This window comes from Parafrankia sp. BMG5.11, assembly GCF_004337455.1.
The window spans coordinates 328,076-341,547 of record NZ_SJXI01000001.1; the positions used below are offsets into that span (position 1 = coordinate 328,076).

General features: G+C 68.1%; 15 protein-coding genes and 1 tRNA gene. 8 read left to right on the top strand and 8 right to left on the bottom strand.

The features are described 5' to 3' along the window. Positions 1–83: 83 nt before the first annotated feature. Positions 84–440, top strand: coding sequence for a hypothetical protein (locus tag E0504_RS01625; protein ID WP_131621256.1), 357 nt, complete (start codon positions 84–86; stop codon positions 438–440). A 31-nt stretch (positions 441–471) separates the two neighbouring features. Here the strand turns inward: E0504_RS01625 and E0504_RS01630 are convergent, their stop codons facing one another. Continuing rightward, complete coding sequence (locus E0504_RS01630) at positions 472–1,053, bottom strand: nuclear transport factor 2 family protein (RefSeq protein ID WP_131621258.1); 582 nt, start codon at positions 1,051–1,053, stop codon at positions 472–474. A gap of 9 nt (positions 1,054–1,062) precedes the next feature. Between E0504_RS01630 and argB the strand changes: the two genes are divergently transcribed. The 5 genes from argB (at position 1,063) to E0504_RS01655 (ending at position 4,617) form a co-directional block, all read left to right on the top strand. Beyond that, positions 1,063–1,959 (top strand): acetylglutamate kinase, encoded by an 897-nt coding sequence (argB, locus tag E0504_RS01635; RefSeq protein WP_131621260.1) that lies wholly within the window; start codon positions 1,063–1,065, stop codon positions 1,957–1,959. Positions 1,960–2,034: 75 nt separating this feature from the next. Next, positions 2,035–2,316, top strand: coding sequence for a YggT family protein (locus E0504_RS01640; RefSeq protein WP_131621262.1), 282 nt, complete (start codon positions 2,035–2,037; stop codon positions 2,314–2,316). Continuing rightward, positions 2,316–3,209, top strand: coding sequence for a bifunctional methylenetetrahydrofolate dehydrogenase/methenyltetrahydrofolate cyclohydrolase FolD (folD, locus tag E0504_RS01645; protein WP_131621264.1), 894 nt, complete (start codon positions 2,316–2,318; stop codon positions 3,207–3,209). Before E0504_RS01640 ends, folD begins: the two co-directional genes overlap by 1 nt. 48 nt (positions 3,210–3,257) lie before the next feature. Next, positions 3,258–3,977, top strand: a complete 720-nt coding sequence (locus tag E0504_RS01650; protein WP_131621266.1) for a hypothetical protein — start codon at positions 3,258–3,260, stop codon at positions 3,975–3,977. A 7-nt stretch (positions 3,978–3,984) separates the two neighbouring features. After that, positions 3,985–4,617, top strand: coding sequence for a MarC family protein (locus tag E0504_RS01655; RefSeq protein ID WP_131621268.1), 633 nt, complete (start codon positions 3,985–3,987; stop codon positions 4,615–4,617). 1 nt (position 4,618) lies between these two features. On the opposite strand, the gene E0504_RS01660 is transcribed toward E0504_RS01655, so the two are convergent. Next, a complete protein-coding gene (locus tag E0504_RS01660) occupies positions 4,619–5,230 on the bottom strand; it encodes an LON peptidase substrate-binding domain-containing protein (RefSeq protein WP_207912074.1) in 612 nt (203 codons plus the stop codon). Between the two features lie 2 nt (positions 5,231–5,232). After that, a complete protein-coding gene (locus tag E0504_RS01665; RefSeq protein ID WP_131621616.1) occupies positions 5,233–6,132 on the bottom strand; it encodes a tetratricopeptide repeat protein in 900 nt (299 codons plus the stop codon). A 200-nt stretch (positions 6,133–6,332) separates the two neighbouring features. On the opposite strand from E0504_RS01665, the gene E0504_RS01670 reads away from it, so the two are divergent. After that, positions 6,333–6,407, top strand: a tRNA-Gly gene (locus E0504_RS01670). Between the two features lie 164 nt (positions 6,408–6,571). Further along, positions 6,572–8,749, top strand: coding sequence for a TonB-dependent receptor (locus tag E0504_RS53360; protein ID WP_131621272.1), 2,178 nt, complete (start codon positions 6,572–6,574; stop codon positions 8,747–8,749). A gap of 23 nt (positions 8,750–8,772) precedes the next feature. On the opposite strand, the gene E0504_RS01680 is transcribed toward E0504_RS53360, so the two are convergent. The 5 genes from E0504_RS01680 to E0504_RS01700 all read right to left on the bottom strand — a co-directional run bounded on the left by E0504_RS01680 (position 8,773) and on the right by E0504_RS01700 (position 13,370). Further along, a complete protein-coding gene (locus E0504_RS01680; RefSeq protein WP_131621274.1) occupies positions 8,773–9,297 on the bottom strand; it encodes a DoxX family protein in 525 nt (174 codons plus the stop codon). Between the two features lie 65 nt (positions 9,298–9,362). Then, complete coding sequence (locus E0504_RS01685; protein WP_131621276.1) at positions 9,363–10,544, bottom strand: trans-acting enoyl reductase family protein; 1,182 nt, start codon at positions 10,542–10,544, stop codon at positions 9,363–9,365. Beyond that, a complete protein-coding gene (locus tag E0504_RS01690; protein ID WP_131621278.1) occupies positions 10,541–12,352 on the bottom strand; it encodes a cation:proton antiporter in 1,812 nt (603 codons plus the stop codon). The genes E0504_RS01685 and E0504_RS01690 overlap by 4 nt, the downstream gene beginning before the upstream one ends. Then, a complete protein-coding gene (locus tag E0504_RS01695) occupies positions 12,352–12,774 on the bottom strand; it encodes a cytochrome c family protein (protein ID WP_131621280.1) in 423 nt (140 codons plus the stop codon). Before E0504_RS01695 ends, E0504_RS01690 begins: the two co-directional genes overlap by 1 nt. A 62-nt stretch (positions 12,775–12,836) precedes the next feature. Then, positions 12,837–13,370: an acyloxyacyl hydrolase gene (locus E0504_RS01700; protein ID WP_131621282.1), complete on the bottom strand. Its 534-nt coding sequence runs from the start codon at positions 13,368–13,370 to the stop codon at positions 12,837–12,839. Between the last annotated feature and the right edge of the window lie 102 nt (positions 13,371–13,472).

The window sequence follows — 13,472 nt, forward strand, 5'->3', positions numbered from 1 at the left end:
ACCGGCCCGAATCCACCGGCGCCGCCGCGCCCCCGGCCGCGTCCCCCGCATCTTCCCCCGCCGCTGGACCGGCAGCCGCCCTGGTGACGAGCCTGGCGGGCGAATGGCGGGTCGCGGGCATCGACGGCGCGGACTTCAACGAGCCGGTGGGACTGGCCTTGAGCGGCAACGCGGACGAACTCTGGTGGGAGCCGCGCTGTGCCCGCTTCATTCGCAGCTATCGTATCAGCGGGACCGGCATCCAGTTTGGCCCCCCGGCCGGCGCGGGCCCGCCGCCGCCGCCAGGCACGCCGCCCGAACCGGTATGCACGATCGGACTTTTGCCGCGGTTGTCCCACGTGATGCGCGCGCTGGACGCGGCGACCACCGTGGTCCGGACCGAGCAGAATGGAGTGCTGATTTCAGGCGGCGGTCACAGTCTGCTGTTGTTTTCGCAGTAGCGGCAAAACCGCTGGCTGCACCGCGCGGGCGTCAGGCCTGGTGCACGCTCTCTTCTTGTGCCGCGATCGCCCGGCCATAGCTGGCGCTGTCGACCATCTCGTAATAGCGGATCGCGCGGTGCTGCCAGACGGTCCACACGTCGATCTTGGGCGTTTCCAGCGTGCGCAAGGTCCGGCGGTGGCGCCAGTGCACACGGCCGATCCATACCACCCTGTCGCCTTCGGACACGATCGCCTCGGTCTTGCTCGATAGCATTTCCCAGCTTTCCGCCAGCGCCGTCCAGTACCCGATCACCGCCGCTTTGCCGCTGAACGGTCCGCTGACCGAATCGCAGGGAAAGGCGCGTTCCAGCACCGAGTGGAACTCGATCGCCTGGTCCATGAGGTCGAAGAAGGATGCGGGGGTGGTGCCGCGGCTGGCGCCCCATTGATCGTAGGCAGCGGCGAGGCGCTGCCGGAATTGTTCGTACACTTGCTGACCCGTGCTCTTTTTTCTTGCAGCGGGCCCTATCCATATTGGGGAGGCCGGGCAACCCGGACGCTTTCCCTTGTCCCGCGCAATCGCTAAGCGCCCGAAGCATACCGCCTCCCGCCCCCTTTTCAGCGTTGCCAAGGACGAACGATGACCGGCGAGACCCACACCACGCTGGCCAAGGCCGAAGTGCTGATCGAGGCGCTGCCCTATCTGCAGCGCTACGCCGGCCGCACCTTTGTGGTGAAATATGGCGGCCACGCGATGGGCGATCCGGCCGCCGCGCGCGATTTTGCGGAAGACATCGTGCTGCTGAAGGCGGTCGGCATCAACCCGGTGGTCGTCCACGGCGGCGGGCCGCAGATCGGGGCGATGCTCAAGAAACTGGGGGTCGAGAGCACGTTCGTCGACGGGTTGCGGGTCACCGACAAGGCGACCGCCGAAGTGGCCGAGATGGTCCTGTCGGGTGCGATCAATAAGGAATTGGTCGGCTGGATCGCGCAGGCCGGCGGCAAGGCGCTGGGCGTGTCGGGCAAGGATGGCGGCCTCGTCACCGCGACCAAGGTCACGCGCACGGTGACCGATCCCGACAGCCGCATCGAACAGGCGGTCGACCTGGGCTTCGTAGGTGAGCCGTCGACGGTGGACACCGCCCTGATCGATACCGCCGTGTCCGCGGGGATGATTCCGGTGATCGCCCCCATCGGCGCGGGCGCGGGCGGCGAGACCTTCAATATCAATGCCGATACGATGGCCGGCGCGATCGCGGCGGCGCTGGGCGCGGCGCGGTTGTTCCTGCTGACCGACGTGCCGGGCGTGCTGGGCAAGGACGGGACCCTGCTGGCGGATCTCACGCCGGCGGATGTCGCCGCGCTGCTGGACGACGGGACCATCACCGGCGGGATGATCCCCAAGCTGGAGACCTGCGTGAAGGCGGTGGAGGCTGGCTGCGAGGCGGCGGTGGTGCTCGACGGCCGGGTGCCGCATGCGATGCTGCTGGAATTCTTCACCGCTACCGGCGTCGGTACGCTGATCCATGCGGCTTAGGCCGTATTGCCCGGTTGATACACCCCGCTGCGCTGGCTAGAGCAACTTGCAACCCTGCACATCCTTGAGGAACCGATGGACGTCCTGATCGACATTTTCATGATGCTCGCCAACGCGGCGAACATGCTCGTGATCATCTGGTTCATCATCGGGCTGCTGTTCAGCTTCAACGTGATCGGGCGCGACAACACCTTCTTTGTCGCGGTGCACGATGCCATCGCCCGGTTGTTCGAGCCGATCCTGCGCCCGATCCGCCGCCTGCTGCCCGATACCGGCGCGATCGATTTCTCGCCGATGGTCCTGCTGCTGCTGATCTACGCGATCATCATCGTGCTCGAGAGCGTCGGGGGCGTCTGATGGCCGCCGAGGTCATCGACGGGAAGGCATTCGCGGGCCGCCTGCGCGAGCGGGTGGCCGCAGCGGCCGCCGCGTTCGAACAGCAGGCAGGGCGCAAGGCGGGGCTCGCGGTGGTCCTCGTGGGCGACGATCCGGCCAGCCAGGTCTACGTCGCATCCAAGGGCAAGGCGACGCTTGCTGCCGGCATGGCGAGCTTCGAACACCGGGTCCCGGCAGACATCGCGCAGGCCGAGCTTGAGGCGCTCGTCCGCCGGCTGAACGCCGATCCGGCGGTCGACGGCATCCTGGTCCAGCTGCCGCTTCCGGCCGCGCTCGACGACCAGGCGGTGATCGCGCTGATCGATCCGGCGAAGGACGTGGACGGGCTGACCGATCCCAATATCGCCGCGCTCGCCAACCAGCGGCCGGGCCTGTTTCCGTGCACGCCGTTCGGCTGCATGTTGCTGCTGCAGGATCGGCTGGGCGATCTGTCGGGCAAGGACGCGGTGGTGATCGGCCGCTCGCAGCTGGTGGGGCGACCGATGGCGCAGCTGTTGGTCAACGCCAACGCCACCGTGACGGTCGCGCACAGCCGCACCCGAGACCTTGCCGACTTGGTCCGCCGGTCCGACATCGTGGTCGCGGCGGTCGGCCGGCCCGAAATGGTCCGCGGGGACTGGATCAAGCCGGGCGCGGCGGTGATCGACGTCGGCATCAACCGGCTCCCTCCCGCCGAGGGCGAGGCGCGCGGACGGCTGGTCGGGGATGTGGCATTTGCCGAAGCGAGCGAAGTCGCCGGGTCGATCACCCCGGTGCCGGGCGGGGTCGGACCGATGACCATCGCCGTGCTGTTGCGCAACACGATCGTCGCCGCGCACCGCATCGCTGGTATCCCGGCGCCGGCGGGGCTTTGACCGCAGGCGGGACAGACAAGCGGTGCGCGAAGGTGTAGGAAACGTCCCATGAAGACATTTGCCGCGCTGGCCTTCTCCTCGGCCATGACACTGTTGCTCGCAGGCTGCGCTGCCGGCCCGACCGGCACGAACCGGCCGCTGCGGCCCATCGCGAATCCCAGCGAGGTGATCGCGACCGAACTCGCTTTCGCCCGCGCGGCGAAGGACCAGGGGACGTGGACCGCCTTTCGCCAGTTCGCGACCAGGGACGCGCAATGGCCGGGGCCGCAATGGGAAAACGTGCAAGCCGCGCTGAAGGATGCGCCCGACCCCGCCAAGGCGATCGAATGGGAACCCGACCAGGTGTGGTCCAGCTGCGATGGCAGCTTCGCGCTGTCGACCGGTCCCGCGCTCCACCCGACCGGCAAGCGCACTCGCTTCGTGACCATCTGGCAGCGGCAGGACAACGGGGACTACCGCTGGGTGCTCGATCAGGGTTTCGACCTCGAAGCGGGCTATGCCGAACCGGAGATGATTGCCGCGCGGGTCGCCGATTGTCCCGAGGGCCGTTCCAACCGCGTGGCGCGTGTCGCCAAGGCGCGCCGCGCCGCGACATGGGCGTCCGGTCAGTCGGACGACGCCACGCTGTCGTGGACTACCGACCTGCGAGCCGATTGCGGCCGGACCCTGGTGCTGAGCGCCATGCAGGACGGCGCGATGCACGAGGTGTTCCGCAAGGTGGCGAAGGCGCCGGCCGTGCCCGCCAACGGCACCAGGCCAAGCTGCTGATCCGGCGATGATCGAGCTGTTCCTCTCCGCCTTTATCACCCTGTTCGTGGTGATCGACCCGCCCGGGTGTGCGCCGATCTATGCCGGGCTGACCAAGGGCGCGACACCGGCCCAGTCGCGCAGCATGGCGGTGCGGGCGTGCCTTATCGCCGGGGCGATCCTGGTGGTGTTCGCCCTGTTCGGAGAGGACCTGCTCGGCGCGCTGCACATCGAACTCGACAGCTTCCGCATCGCCGGAGGCCTGATGCTGTTCCTCATCGCTCTCGACATGGTGTTCGAAAAGCGCACCGAACGGCGCGAACAGCGCGCCGAGCGGGTCGCGGCGGAGCACGAGGGCACGCAGATCGAGGACGTGTCCGTCTTCCCCATGGCCATGCCGATGCTGGCAGGACCGGGCGCGATCGCGTCGATCATGCTGTTGACGGCCAAGGCGCAGGGCATGGCAAACACCGCGATGGTTCTCGCCGCGCTCGCGGCGGTGCTGGTGCTGACGCTGCTGGCGCTGATCGCAGCCAGCCCGCTGATGAAGCTGTTCGGAGCGCGGGTGGAAGCGGTGATCACCCGCCTGCTGGGCGTGCTGCTGGCCGCGCTGGCCGCGCAATACGTGATCGATGGCTTGAAGCAGAGCTTCGCGCTGTAACCTACTGCAGCGTCACGCGGCCTTCTTCAGGGTCGCCATGGCCGAAGAACTGCATCAGCTGGACCAGCAATTCGCACCGCTCGGTCAAGGACGGGCATTCGAGCAGCGCCTGCTTGGCGGCGGCATCGAACGGCGCGATCTGGCTGACCCCATCGATCAGTGTCCGGTCGTCGAGCCGGGCCACCGAATCCCAATCGACCAGATAGCCCTGCGCTTCGGCAAACCGCCGCGCCTCCTGTTCGAACCCTGCGCGTTCGACGCTGGCGAGGGCGGCTTGCTCGTCTTCCGGCAGCAGTTCGCCTTCGACCTGGCGAAAGGGGGTCGACACATCGAGTTCGCGCAGCACCCGGAAGCGGGCCTCGCCGGTCAGCACGATGTTGTACCGCCCGTCGTCGAGCGCCTCGACCTCCTCGATCTTGCCGACGCAGCCGACCTCGTACAGCGGGGCGTCGTCGGCGGCGCGCTGCGGCTGGATCATCGCCACCCGCCGATCGCGAGCCAGCGCATCGCCCACCAGCGCGCGGTACCGCGGCTCGAACACATGAAGCGGCAGATGCAGACCCGGAAACAGGATCGCACCTGGGATGGGGAAGATGGACAGGCGCGTGGGCACGGCTAGCCGAACAGTACGCGCGACAGTTTGCGCCGGGTCGTGACGACCCACGGATCTTCCAGGCCCACCGCTTCGAAAATCTTCAGCAGCCGCGCGCGCGCCGCGCCGTCGCTCCATTCGCGATCGTGCTGGATCATCGCCAACAGGGTGCCGGAGGCTTCGTCGCGTTCACCGGCGGCGTAGGCGGCTTCCGCAAAGGCAAGCTGCGCATCCATGTCGGTCGGACGTTCGGCGGCAGAGGCGCGCAGGGCCTGCAATTCGCTGTCGTCGACGCGCTCCCCCGCAAGCTCCAGCGCGCTGAGCGCGGCTCTCACGGCCGGGTCGCCAGCCAGCGCCTCATCCAGACCGGTGCTGGCCGCGCGGGCTTCATCGGTGCGGCCGGCGGCGACCAGCGCGCGGATCAGACCGGCGCGGGCAGGGGCATTGTCGGGCGCCATCTCGGTCACCTGGGCGAAAATGCCGGCGGCGCGTTCGGCGTCGCCTTCGGCCAGGATTTGCTCGCCCATCTCGATGAACTGCGCGATCTCGGGCGCGGTTTCCTCCGCCGCGCCGATCGGCAATTGGGCAAGAAGCTGGTCGAGCATTTCGCGCAGCTGCGATTCGGTGCGCGCATTTGTCAGGTCAGCGACGGGCTGTCCCTGAAACATCGCATAGACCGTCGGGATGGAGCGGACCTGGAATTGCGCGGCGATGAACTGCTCCTCGTCCACGTTGACCTTGGCCAGGACCACGCCCTTGTCGGCGTATTCGCCGCACACCTTTTCCAGGACCGGGGTTAGCGCCTTGCACGGACCGCACCATTCGGCCCAGAAATCGAGCACCACCAGGTTGGTCATCGAGGGCTCGACGATGTTCTTGCGGAACGCGTCGACCGCCTTCTGCTCTTCTAGGTTGAGCCCCATGCTGGCCACGTATCTATCCCCTTGGCTGTTGAGCCGGCACGCCGGTACCGCGTCAATGTGGGCGTTCGCGGCGGATTGTGAAGCGAAAACGCCTGAGGCCAAATAGCGCTTGCGGCCCCATCGGTGCTTTGCTAACCGCGCGCCTCCCACCGGAGGGGCATGCTCCTTCGGTCGTCCCGGTACGGACGACACACGCCTGAGCGGGCGTAGCTCAGTGGTAGAGCGTCTGCTTGCCATGCAGAAGGTCGAGGGTTCGACTCCCTTCGCCCGCTCCAGGCTTCCTCAGCATCCCTGCGATCCCGGATTCCGTTGATCGGCCGGCAGCCTCCGCTGATCGCGAGGGGGGCTTGCGCAAGCCGCTGGCGCATCCCTATGGCGCGATGATATTTCATCACACGCAAGGCTTGCGTGTGCCTTCGGTCCAAACATCAGGATGATCATGGCCCCTCTGGTTTCCGCGCGCGTATCGTTGTCGGCACTTGCCGTCGCCCTCACCAGTCAGCCGGCCATGGCCCAGACAGCGGGACCGCCATCCGGCGTCCCGGCCACGCGCGGGGCGGTGGTCGATGACCTGCATACCCGGCAAACCGACCCGACTGGGGAGATCGTGGTCACCGCGCCGGGTCTCGAACGGCTCGATGTGCTGGCCGGCACCAGCGTGGTCGAAGGGCTGGAACTTCAGCGCAACCTGACCGGGCAGATCGGCAATGTGCTGGAGGACCTGCCCGGGGTCACCTCGTCCAGCTTCGCGCCCGGGGTGGCGCGGCCTGTCCTGCGCGGTTTTTCCGGCGAGCGGGTGCGCGTGCTGTTCGACGGGATCGGCGCGCTCGACGCCTCGAACACCTCCGACGATCACGGTGTCAGCATCGATCCGCTGACAGCCGAACGGATCGAGGTGCTGCGCGGGCCGGCGGTGCTGCTCTATGGTAGCCAGGCGATCGGCGGTGCGGTCAATGTGATCGACAAACGCATCCCGCGCCGGGTGCCCGACGAGGCGATCCACGTCGACGCGCTCGCCGGCTATGCAACGGTGAATGACGAATATAGCCTCGGCGGGTCGGTCGATGCGCCGCTGGGTGGCGGGTTCGTGTTTCATGCCGATGGGGCGTTCCGCGATGCGGGCGACCTGACCGTGCCGGGCTTCGTCGCGTCAAAGGCCCTCCGCGCCGAATTGCTGGCCGCCGCGTCCGAGGAGCAGGCGGAAGGCCACTTGGACGAAGCGGACGAGCTGCGCGAAGCCGCCGACCAGCGCGGTACGCTACCCAACAGCTTCCCCCGTGCATGGTCCGCGAACGCGGGGCTGGCGCTGTTCCGCGGCGACAGCACGATGGGAATCTCGGCCGGCTGGTACGACAGCCGCTACGGCGTGCCCGAACGACCGGGCGCGGGTCACCACCACCATCATGAAGAGGGCGAAGAGGCCGGGGATGCCGGCGAGCAGGAGGCCGGCGTGTCGATCGACCTGCGCCAGTTCCGGGCCGATTTCCGGGGCGATCTGGCGATTGGCGGCGGGTTCGTCGACCGGTTGCTGACCCGCGTCGGATACAGCGACTACACCCACACCGAATTCGAGGGCGCCGAAGTCGGCACCGTGTTCGACATCGAGGGGCTGGAGGCGCGGCTCGAGTTCGTCCAGACCGATCTCGGCGCGCTGCGCGGATCGTTCGGCGCGCAATACTACTTCCGCGACTTCTCGGCGGTGGGGGAGGAGGCCTTCGTGGCGCCGAACCAGAGCGAGCAGATCGGCTTCTTCACCCTGCAGGAATACGGCAACGGCCCGTTCGAGATCGAGGGCGCGGTGCGTTATGAGAAGAGCAACGTCAGCGCGCGCACGCTTGGCCTGTCACGCTCGTTCGATGCCTTCTCGGGCGCGCTCGGCGTGTCGCTCGGTCTGGGATCGGGCCTGCGCGCGGGGGTGAACGGTACGCGCGTGGCGCGGGCGCCGGCGGGCGAGGAGCTGTTCGCCAGCGGACCGCACATCGCCACGCAGGCGTTCGAAGTGGGCAATCCCGACCTGACGCTGGAAAAGGCGTGGGGGCTTGAAGGCTATGTTCGCGGGGCGGTGGGTCCTGCCCAGGTGAGCGTGGCGGTGTTCAAGAACTGGTTCTCCGACTTCATCTACCTCGACGAGACCGGCGAGGAGGAAGACGACCTGCCGGTGTTTGCCTATCGGCAGGGGGATGCCGACTACTTCGGGGTCGAGGGCGAGGTTAAGCTGCCGGTCGCCACCTTCAGCCCGGACGCGCGGCTAATGGCCGAAGCGCGCGGCGAATACGTCCGGGCCAAGCTGGCGGACGGCACCTCGTTGCCGCGAATCCCGCCGCTCGGCCTGTCCGGCGCCCTAGCGCTCGAAAGCGGCGCGTTTGACGTGCGGGGGGAAGTCGAATGGTTCGCGGCGCAGAACCGCACCGCGCCGTTCGAAACACGCACCGACAGCTTCGCGTTCGTCAATGCCTCGATCGCCTGGCGCCCCTTCAGCGGGCGGCAGAACATCAGCGTGCTGGCGGCGGTCGACAACATCTTCGACACCGAAGGCCGCCGGCACGTCAGCTTCACCAAGGATTTCGTCCCGCTGCCGGGTCGCAGCTTCAGGCTGTCGCTGCGCACCAGCCTCTAGCTGGCGCGCAGCGGCAGGAGCGTTCAGAACCACCGGCGCTTGGTGCGCCCGTGGTGGTCCGCGTCAGTCAGGGGGACGCCGGCGGCAGTCGCCGCGCCCTCTGCCCGTGCGGCCCGCAGTTCCGCCTCGCGCGCGCGCTCGTCCGCCTCGCGCGCGGCGAGCTCGCCTTTCCGGTTGGCGCGCATGTGATCATAGCTCCAGCGCATTTGCCCATATGCGAACACGACCAGCAGCCCGCCGGCGATGGCGGTGTTCTTCAACGCCTGCGTCGCCTGCATGGGATCGCCGAACTGGTTGTGGAAGAAGAATACCGTCAGCAGGGTGAAGCCGGCGAGCAGGAACGACGCCAGCCGCGTCATGATCCCGAGCGCGAGCAGCAGGCCCGCGACCAGTTCGAAGATCCCGGTCGGCATCGCCAGCGTGGCCGGCAGGCTTTTCGAGACGAGCATCTGCGCGGTCGGCGTCGGGTCGATGATCTTCTGGATGCCGGAGACGACGAAGATCAGCGCGAGCATCAGGCGGCCGATGACGGCGGCGATAGTGGACATGGCGGTATTCCTTTCCCCTTATGCGACCCTCAACGCATCGACGCTGGCAAAGGTGCCGGGCGCGGCTATTCCTCCACCGCGAAGGTGATCTCCGCATGGTCGCGCAGCCGCTCGACCAGCGCTTCGCCCAGGATCGAGCCTGGCGTGCCGATTCCCCCCGGCGCGTCGCTTGCGAGCAGCGCCATGCCGGTCTCGCCCAGCATCCGGCTGGTCGAGCCATATCCCGGATCGTAGCGGCCCTTGACGGCATAGCGCAGCTTTTCGCCGGACGGCATCTCGCCCACGAACAGCACATCGTAGTGCCCGTTTTCGCGCTCCTCAGGCGTAGGGCCTTCGCCCGGCGCGGGCGGCTTGGCCCCGAACGGGTTCTTGAGCAGCTCGACCACCGCGTTGGCGGCGGCCTTGCCGGCCTCTCCTGGGCTGGTCAGCATCATCTCGTCGTAGCGGAAGTCTTCGCCGTAAGGGAAACCGCTCAGGAAGTTGGTCCGGTGGACGTTCTTGGTGTTGATGGTCGCCATGATGAACGGCGCGGCCCAGCGGCCCAGGTCATCCTCATAGTGCGGGATCATGCCCGCCGGCTGGTCCGGTCCTTCGAACCCCGGAGTAAGCGCGAACGGGCTCGACAGCAGCGATACGAGCCGCGGGTTCTTCGCCACCGCCTTCATCGTGGCGGTCAGGCTGGCCGCGGTCCCGCCCGAAAACGTCCCCTTCATGTCGCGCACCCGGCAGCGCACCCGCGGAACCGGCGTGCCGAAGCGAGCGACCGCCTCCTTCTGCAGCATCAGCACGCCGAGATCGAACGGGATCGAATCGAACCCGCTGGAAAAGGCGATTCGCGCGCCGCTCGCCTTGGCGTGTTCGTGATGCGCGTCGATCATCTCGCGCATCCAGGCCGGCTCACCGCACAGATCGGCATAGTCGGTGCCGGAGCGTGCGCAGGCGGCGACCAGTTCGCTGCCATACACCTGGTACGGGCCGACGGTGGTCAGCACCACGCGGGTGCGGTGGCACAGCGCGTTGAGCGTGCCCGGGTCGCTCGCGTCGGCGATGACCAGCGGCGTGTCGGCCGGCGCGCCGATCAAGTCGCGCACCTCTGCCAACTTGTCTCTGCTGCGCCCGGCCATCGCCCACTTCGGCGCGTCGGGCCGGCTGCCGTATTCGCGCACGAAATGCTCGGCGACGAGGCGGCCGGTGTAGCCGGTGGCGCCGTAGATCACGATGTCGAATTCGCGGCTGTCGTTGCTCATCGTCCTGCTCCTGTACGGTTTGTGGGGCGACCCGGAATCCGCAGCCTTGCGCGGGCCGCCAGTTCGGTCTGGTGGCTGATGACCATCTCCCGGGCCGCGCCATAATCGCCCGCCGCGCGCTGCGCATCGAGCCGTTCGTCGTCGTTGCGCCGATACTCCTGCTCCGCGGCATCGATATCCTGGAGGTTTTCGCCCAGCATCTCCAGCGCTGCGCGGGCCATCGTAACGGCGGATTCCATGACCTCGCGCACCGCAAAGTCGTGTGGGGCGTCGCGCAAGTCGATCAGCGTGCGGCGGTCGAACGCGCGGACGAAGATTTTCGGGCGCGGGAAGGCCTCCCGCACCGCGCCGAGCACGCCCGCGTCAAGCTGCGCGCCATCGAGGCAGAACAGCAGCGCCTCGGCGTCCGCCGCCCCGGCCTGCCGCAGCAGGTCGATCCGGGTGCCATCGCCGAAGTAGACCTTGGAACCGAAGGTGCCGGCGACGTCGATCATTTCGGTGTCGATGTCGATCAGGGTGACCTTGATGTCGCTCAGCATCAGCATCTGCGCGACCGTCTGGCCGAACCGGCCATAGCCGATGACCAGGGCGCCCGCGCCGTCGTCGCTGGGTTCTTCGCGCTGCTCGGTGGACTGGGCCGCGCGCCGCAGCGGGGCGGTGAGCATCATCAGAAACGGGGTCGAGGCCATCGACAGCGTCACCACCGCGCCGAACAGGCTCGCCGCCTCGGGACTGATCAGCAGGCCGGCCTGTGCCTGGGCGAACATCACGAACCCGAATTCGCCGCCCTGGCTCAGCAGCAGGCCCAGGGCGAGCGCGTTGCGCCAGCCCATGCCGATGATCATGCCGATGCCGCCGATCACCGACGCCTTGATCGCGATCAGCCCGATCGCGGCCACGGCCACGAACACTGGCCGGTCGGCGATCGCCTGGAGGTCGAGCATCATGCCGACGGCCAGGAAGAACAGGCCGAGCAGGATGGAGCGGAACGGCTCGACGTCGGTCTCCAGCTCGTGGCGGTACGGGGTGTCGGCCAGCATCACCCCGGCGAGGAACGCGCCCAGCGCGGTCGACAGACCGAGCAGTTCCATCGTTCCGGCACACGCGGCGATGGTGAACAGGGCCGCGACGATGAACATCTCGCGCTCGCCCAGCCCGCCGATCAGGCGGAACAGCGGGCGCACCAGGAACCGGCCCGCGATGATCAGCCCGGCGATGGCCGCGAGCGTCATCAACGCCAGCTGCCAGCCCGGCGGCCCTCCGGCGTCGGCGGGGTTGCGCGACAGCGCGGCGACCACGGTGATCATCGCGATGATCGACAGGTCCTGGAACAGCAGGATCGAGAACGCCCGCTCTCCGAACGGCGTCTTGAGCCGCCCCGCCGATTGCAGCATCGGCAGCACCTGCGCGGTCGAGGACAGCGCCAGCGGCATGCCGAGCGCGACCGCCGCCGCCCAGCTGAAGTTGGTGGCCAGGCCGATCGCGGCGGTCAGGGCGATGCCGCACAGCGCGACTTGCACCAGCCCGAGGCCCAGGATCTCGCGCTTCATCGCCCACAGGCGGGCCGGTGCCAGTTCCAGGCCGACGATGAACAGCAGCAGCACGATGCCAAGTTCCGCAAAGCCGATCATCGATTCGGCATCGCCGATCAGGCCCAGCACTTGCGGCCCGATCACCACGCCCGCGACCAGGTAGCCCAGCGTGGCCCCCAGCCCGAGCCGGCGGAACAGCAGCACGAAGCCGAGCGCGAAGCCCAGCATCACCACCCCGTCGCGCAGGAAGTGGCTGGTCCCGTGCGCGGCCTCCATCACAAGACCTTCATGTAAGCGATCACCGCGGCGCGCGCGGCCGGATCCTTCAGACCGGCATGAGCCATTCTGGTGCCCGGTACCGCCCGCATCGGCGCCTCCAGGAAACGGCCGAGTGACGCATCGTCCCAGGTGAGCCCCGCCTGCTTCAGCGCGGCGCTATAGGGATAGCCCGCGGCCGAGGCGGCCGGCCGGCCATAGACCCCCGCGAGCGACGGCCCGACCAGGTGCTTGCCCGGCTCGGTCGTGTGGCAGACCGTGCACTGACCGAACGCGGCCGGAGCCTGCGCCACCACGGATCCGGAAGCCTGTCCACCGGTCCCCGGCGACGCATCGGGCGCGGGGTTGTCGCTCTCGCGCGCCGCCTGTCCGCAAGCGGTGAGCAAAACGATCGCCGATGCGGCAAGGGCACAGCGGAGCATGCGATGCGGCGTTCCAGGCGCGGGAGTGCGCCCTCCGCCATGTAAAGCTTACCGTGTGGCCGTCAAAGCTTCAGGTTGGCGCGCACGCCGATCAAATCGATGCCGGGATTCTGCTGTGAATTGAACAATCGCGCGTTGGAGATATGCACCCAGCTTGCCTCCACGCTGACCCGCGGCGCGACCGCGAGGCCGATGGCGATTTCCGGCTCGAACAGCACTCTGCTGCCAAGATCGGTGCGCACGCCGGTGGCCGGATTGGCCCGCAGCGACGGCGCGTTGTGCAGCACCAGCCCTACGCCCGGACGCACATACACGCCGCCCAGGCTGAACTTGCGGCTGATGCCCGCGCCCACGAAGTCGGTCCCGCCGCTCTCGCTGTTGACCGACCCGAATACGTAGGGCTCGATCCCCACTACCGGCAGAACCGGGTCCAGCCGGTAACCGACCTGCACGTCGACGCCGCCTTCCTGCGTATCGAGCGTGAACGGGGTGGCGACCGCATGCCGGTACACGCCGCCGTAGAGTTCACCCGCATGAGCGGGAGCAGCGATTGCGGCTGCGCCGAGCGCAGCGGCGAGAGAGAGCTTGATCGTCATCGCCCGGCCCCTGGCTGTGGCAAGCTTGCCGCAAGCTGAAGGCAAACGGGCGCGCGCCCGATCCGGCGCTTTCCTGTATCGCGGCGCGCGCCTATCCGGGCC

Bases quoted from the DNA above. Each gene is read 5' to 3' on its own strand.
- E0504_RS01655 (WP_131621268.1), top strand. From the start codon at position 3,985: ATGATCGAGCTGTTCCTCTCCGCCTTTATCACCCTGTTCGTGGTGATC.
- E0504_RS53360 (WP_131621272.1), top strand. From the start codon at position 6,572: ATGGCCCCTCTGGTTTCCGCGCGCGTATCGTTGTCGGCACTTGCCGTC.
- E0504_RS01700 (WP_131621282.1), bottom strand. From the start codon at position 13,370: ATGACGATCAAGCTCTCTCTCGCCGCTGCGCTCGGCGCAGCCGCAATC.
- E0504_RS01695 (WP_131621280.1), bottom strand. From the start codon at position 12,774: ATGCTCCGCTGTGCCCTTGCCGCATCGGCGATCGTTTTGCTCACCGCT.
- E0504_RS01685 (WP_131621276.1), bottom strand. From the start codon at position 10,544: ATGAGCAACGACAGCCGCGAATTCGACATCGTGATCTACGGCGCCACC.
- E0504_RS01690 (WP_131621278.1), bottom strand. From the start codon at position 12,352: ATGGAGGCCGCGCACGGGACCAGCCACTTCCTGCGCGACGGGGTGGTG.
- E0504_RS01665 (WP_131621616.1), bottom strand. From the start codon at position 6,132: ATGGGGCTCAACCTAGAAGAGCAGAAGGCGGTCGACGCGTTCCGCAAG.
- argB (WP_131621260.1), top strand. From the start codon at position 1,063: ATGACCGGCGAGACCCACACCACGCTGGCCAAGGCCGAAGTGCTGATC.
- E0504_RS01650 (WP_131621266.1), top strand. From the start codon at position 3,258: ATGAAGACATTTGCCGCGCTGGCCTTCTCCTCGGCCATGACACTGTTG.
- E0504_RS01640 (WP_131621262.1), top strand. From the start codon at position 2,035: ATGGACGTCCTGATCGACATTTTCATGATGCTCGCCAACGCGGCGAAC.
- E0504_RS01680 (WP_131621274.1), bottom strand. From the start codon at position 9,297: ATGTCCACTATCGCCGCCGTCATCGGCCGCCTGATGCTCGCGCTGATC.
- folD (WP_131621264.1), top strand. From the start codon at position 2,316: ATGGCCGCCGAGGTCATCGACGGGAAGGCATTCGCGGGCCGCCTGCGC.